Here is a 4,878-nt window from a genome sequence, read left to right on the forward strand (position 1 = left end):
TCGGGGGAGCGGGCGGCGGGAAACCAAGATCGAACGCGGCAGCGATGCCGCACTCTTTTAAACGGAGAGTTTGATCCTGGCTCAGGATGAACGCTGGCGGCGTGCCTAACACATGCAAGTCGAACGGTTAAGCCACCTTCGGGTGGGCATACAGTGGCGAACGGGTGAGTAACACGTGACCAACCTGCCCCTTGCTCCGGGACAACCTCGGGAAACCGAGGCTAATACCGGATGCTCCGGCCCCTCCGCATGGAGGGGCCGGGAAAGCCTGGCGCGGCAAGGGATGGGGTCGCGGCCCATCAGGTAGACGGCGGGGTAGCGGCCCACCGTGCTTTCGACGGGTAGCCGGGTTGAGAGACCGACCGGCCACATTGGGACTGAGATACGGCCCAGACTCCTACGGGAGGCAGCAGTGGGGAATTTTGCGCAATGGGGGCAACCCTGACGCAGCAACGCCGCGTGCGGGATGACGGCCTTCGGGTTGTAAACCGCTTTCAGCAGGGAAGACCGACGACGGTACCTGCAGAAGAAGCCCCGGCTAACTACGTGCCAGCAGCCGCGGTAATACGTAGGGGGCGAGCGTTATCCGGATTCATTGGGCGTAAAGCGCGCGTAGGCGGCGCGCCAAGCGGAACCTCTAACCTCGGGGCTCAACCTCGAGCCGGGTTCCGAACTGGCGCGCTCGAGTTCGGTAGAGGCAGGCGGAATTCCCGGTGTAGCGGTGGAATGCGCAGATATCGGGAAGAACACCGATGGCGAAGGCAGCCTGCTGGGCCGACACTGACGCTGAGGTGCGAAAGCTAGGGGAGCGAACAGGATTAGATACCCTGGTAGTCCTAGCCGTAAACGATGGACGCTAGGTGTGGGGAGGATCGCCTCTCCGTGCCGAAGCCAACGCATTAAGCGTCCCGCCTGGGGAGTACGGCCGCAAGGCTAAAACTCAAAGGAATTGACGGGGGCCCGCACAAGCAGCGGAGCATGTGGCTTAATTCGAAGCAACGCGAAGAACCTTACCAGGGCTTGACATGCGAGTGAAGCCGGGGAGACCCGGTGGCCGAGAGGAGCTCGCGCAGGTGGTGCATGGCTGTCGTCAGCTCGTGTCGTGAGATGTTGGGTTAAGTCCCGCAACGAGCGCAACCCCTGCCGTATGTTGCCAGCATTGAGTTGGGGACTCATACGGGACTGCCGGCGTCAAGCCGGAGGAAGGTGGGGACGACGTCAAGTCATCATGCCCTTTATGCCCTGGGCTGCACACGTGCTACAATGGCCGGTACAACGGGCTGCGACCTGGCGACAGGAAGCGAATCCCTCAAAGCCGGCCCCAGTTCGGATCGGAGGCTGCAACCCGCCTCCGTGAAGTCGGAGTTGCTAGTAATCGCGGATCAGCATGCCGCGGTGAATACGTTCCCGGGCCTTGTACACACCGCCCGTCACACCACCCGAGTCGTCTGCACCCGAAGCCGCCGGCCGAACCCGAAAGGGGCGGAGGCGTCGAAGGTGTGGAGGGTAAGGGGGGTGAAGTCGTAACAAGGTAGCCGTACCGGAAGGTGCGGCTGGATCACCTCCTTTCTAGGGAGACACTCAGGTGTCCGACGAGGTCGAGCGAAGCTCCCTCGCCTGGATGGAAACAGAAACAGAAACGGAAGACCCGTCCGCGGGCCCGTCGCGAAGGCGCCCTCGCGCCCCGCTCTCTCAGCATCCGGCTTCCGAGGCTCTCGAAGCCTCGGGAAGGCGCTCGCCTTCCCGCGCACCTTGACAGTTGCATAGCGTTTAAAGTGACAAAGAAGATCTTCATCACATGCATATCACCGATTCCATCGAGTGGTCTGTCAAAGTAATGGAGCATCTATCACGATCGCGAATACATCGATATGGATACCCAAAAACCATACTGAACGAGATCCGAAGAGACGAAGATACTAAGGGCGCACGGCGGATGCCTTGGCACAGGAAGTCGACGAAGGACGCGGCAAGCTGCGATAAGCTGCGGGGAGGGGCAAACACCCTTTGATCCGCAGGTCTCCGAATGGGGGAACCCAGCAGGGGTCATGCCCTGCTATCCCCGCCTGAACGAAATAGGGCGGCGGAAGGCAACCCGGGGAACTGAAACATCTAAGTACCCGGAGGAAGAGAAATCAACCGAGATCGCGGGAGTAGCGGCGAGCGAAACCGCGCGAGCCCAAACCCATGCACGCGTATAGCTTGAGGGCGTTGCTGCATGAGGGGTTGCGGGACCGAGCATCCCATGGGCCTCAGACCATGGGCGGAGTGACAAAGGGGCGCGGCAGCGGAACGGCCTGGGAAGGCCGGCGGAACAGGGTGAGAGCCCCGTACGCGAAGCCCCGCCCCCTCCGAGCGCGGCACCCGAGTAGCGCCGGGCACGTGAAACCCGGTGCGAAGCTGGGGGGACCACCCTCCAAGGCTAAACACTCTCCTGTGACCGATAGCGAACCAGTACCGTGAGGGAAAGGTGAAAAGCACCCCGAGAGGGGAGTGAAACAGTACCTGAAACCGTGCGCCTACAAGCAGTCGGAGCAGCCTATGCGCTGTGACGGCGTGCCTTTTGTAGAATGAGCCAGCGAGTTGCGGTATGCGGCGAGGTTAAGCTTTTAAGCGAGCCGCAGTGAAAGCGAGCCTTTAAGATGGCGTTTTAGTCGCATGCTGCAGACGCGAAGCCGGGTGAGCTATCCATGGGCAGGCTGAAGCGGGGGTAAGACCCCGTGGAGGGCCGAACCCACTTCGGTTGAAAACGGAGGGGATGACCCGTGGATAGGGGTGAAAGGCCAATCAAACCCGGAGATATCTCGTTCTCCCCGAAATAGCTTTAGGGCTAGCCTCGGACGTTCAATGGCGGCGGTAGAGCACTGGATCCTCGAGGGGGCTTCACCGCCTACCGACAGGAACCAAACTCCGAATGCCGCCATTTCAGAGTCCGGGAGTCAGAACATGTGGGCTAAGCTGTGTGTTCGAGAGGGAAACAGCCCAGACCGCCTGCTAAGGTCCCCAAATCCATGCTGAGTGGCAAAGGATGTGCGTTTGCCTAGACAACCAGGATGTTGGCTTAGAAGCAGCCATGCATTTAAAGAGTGCGTAACAGCTCACTGGTCAAGTGGACATGCGCCGACAATTCACGGGGCTAAGCATGGTACCGAAGCAGCGGACTAATTTCATTAGTGGTAGGGGAGCTTTCCACGGGGGGCGAAGCCGCAGGGCGACCTGCGGTGGACCGCGTGGAAGTGAGAATGCTGGCATGAGTAACGAGAGCGGCGCGAGAAACGCCGCCGCCGTAAGCCTAAGGGTTCCTGGGCAAGGCTAATCCTCCCAGGGTCAGTCGGGAGCTAAGGCGAGGCCGGAAGGCGTAGCCGATGCACAACAGGCGGACATTCCTGTACCGCCGATGGACCGTCATCACCGATGGGGCGACGGAGAAGGGTAGCCGAGCGGGGTTCTGGACGTCCCCGTGAAAGCGCGTAGGGAGCTGCGCATGGAAACCAGCGCAGCATGCATCCCGAGACGCGAGACGAAGCCTCTTGGCGAAGTCGGCGAGCCCATGCTTCCGAGAAAAACCTCTAGGAAGGGACATCGGCGCCCGTACCAAAACCGACACAGGTGGGCGGGTAGAGCATACCGAGGCGATCGGGAGAACCATGGTTAAGGAACTCGGCATACTGACTCCGTAACTTCGGGAGAAGGAGTGCCCCTGGCGGTGAAGGACCTCGCGTCCGGAGCGGCCGGGGGTCGCAGCGAAACGGCCCAAGCGACTGTTTATCAAAAACACAGGACTCTGCAAAGCCGCAAGGCGACGTATAGGGTCTGACGCCTGCCCGGTGCTGGAAGGTTACGCGGATGGGTCAGCCGCAAGGCGAAGCCCTGAAGCCAAGCCCCAGTAAACGGCGGCCGTAACTATAACGGTCCTAAGGTAGCGAAATTCCTTGTCGGGTAAGTTCCGACCTGCACGAATGGCGTAACGATTTGGGCGCTGTCTCAACCATGGACCCGGTGAAATTGTATTATTCGTGAAGATGCGAATTACCTGCGGAAGGACGGAAAGACCCCGTGAACCTTTACTGCAGCTTGACATTGATCGTTGGCTCGGCGCGTAGAGGATAGGCAGGAGGCTTCGAAGCGGGGACGCCAGTTCCCGTGGAGCCGGCCTTGGAATACTGCCCTCGTCGCGTCGGCGATCTAACCTGCGGCCGTGATCCGGCGCAGGGACCGTGTCAGGCGGGTAGTTTGACTGGGGCGGTCGCCTCCTAAAGAGTAACGGAGGCGCGCAAAGGTCCGCTCAGGACGGTTGGCAATCGTCTGCAGAGCGCAAGAGTGCAAGCGGGCTTGACTGCGAGACGTACAGGTCGAGCAGGGAGGAAACTCGGTTCTAGTGATCCGGCGGCCCAGAGTGGAATGGCCGTCGCTCAACGGATAAAAGGTACTCCGGGGATAACAGGCTGATCTTGCCCAAGAGTCCACATCGACGGCAAGGTTTGGCACCTCGATGTCGGCTCATCGCATCCTGGGGCTGAAGTCGGTCCCAAGGGTATGGCTGTTCGCCATTTAAAGCGGTACGCGAGCTGGGTTCAGAACGTCGTGAGACAGTTCGGTCCCTATCCTCCGCAGGCGCAAGAGGATTGAGGAGGTCTGCCCCTAGTACGAGAGGACCGGGGTGGACGGACCTCTGGTGCAGCAGTTGTCGACCAACGGCACGGCTGCCTAGCTACGTCCGGCACGGATAACCGCTGAAAGCATCTAAGTGGGAAGCCGTCTCCAAGATGAGTCCTCTTTTCGGTAAGGGCCCAGGCAGAACACCTGGTCGATAGGCCGCAGGTGCAAGGCGAGCGATCGCCTCAGCCGAGCGGTACTAATAGCCCGAGCTCTTCGTCT

At 60.6% G+C, this 4,878-nt stretch carries 2 rRNA genes; both read left to right on the top strand.

Annotated elements, in window-relative coordinates:
* Positions 1–58 precede the first annotated feature (58 nt).
* Positions 59–1,569 (top strand): 16S ribosomal RNA (locus ACTQZK_RS13180).
* Positions 1,570–1,909: 340 nt separating this feature from the next.
* Positions 1,910–4,878: ribosomal RNA gene (locus tag ACTQZK_RS13185) — 23S ribosomal RNA — on the top strand.
* Together the 16S and 23S rRNA genes form the textbook arrangement of a ribosomal RNA operon.

Source organism: Paraeggerthella sp. LCP19S3_G8 (genome assembly GCF_052119225.1).
GTDB classification, from domain to species: Bacteria; Actinomycetota; Coriobacteriia; order Coriobacteriales; family Eggerthellaceae; genus Paraeggerthella; species Paraeggerthella hominis.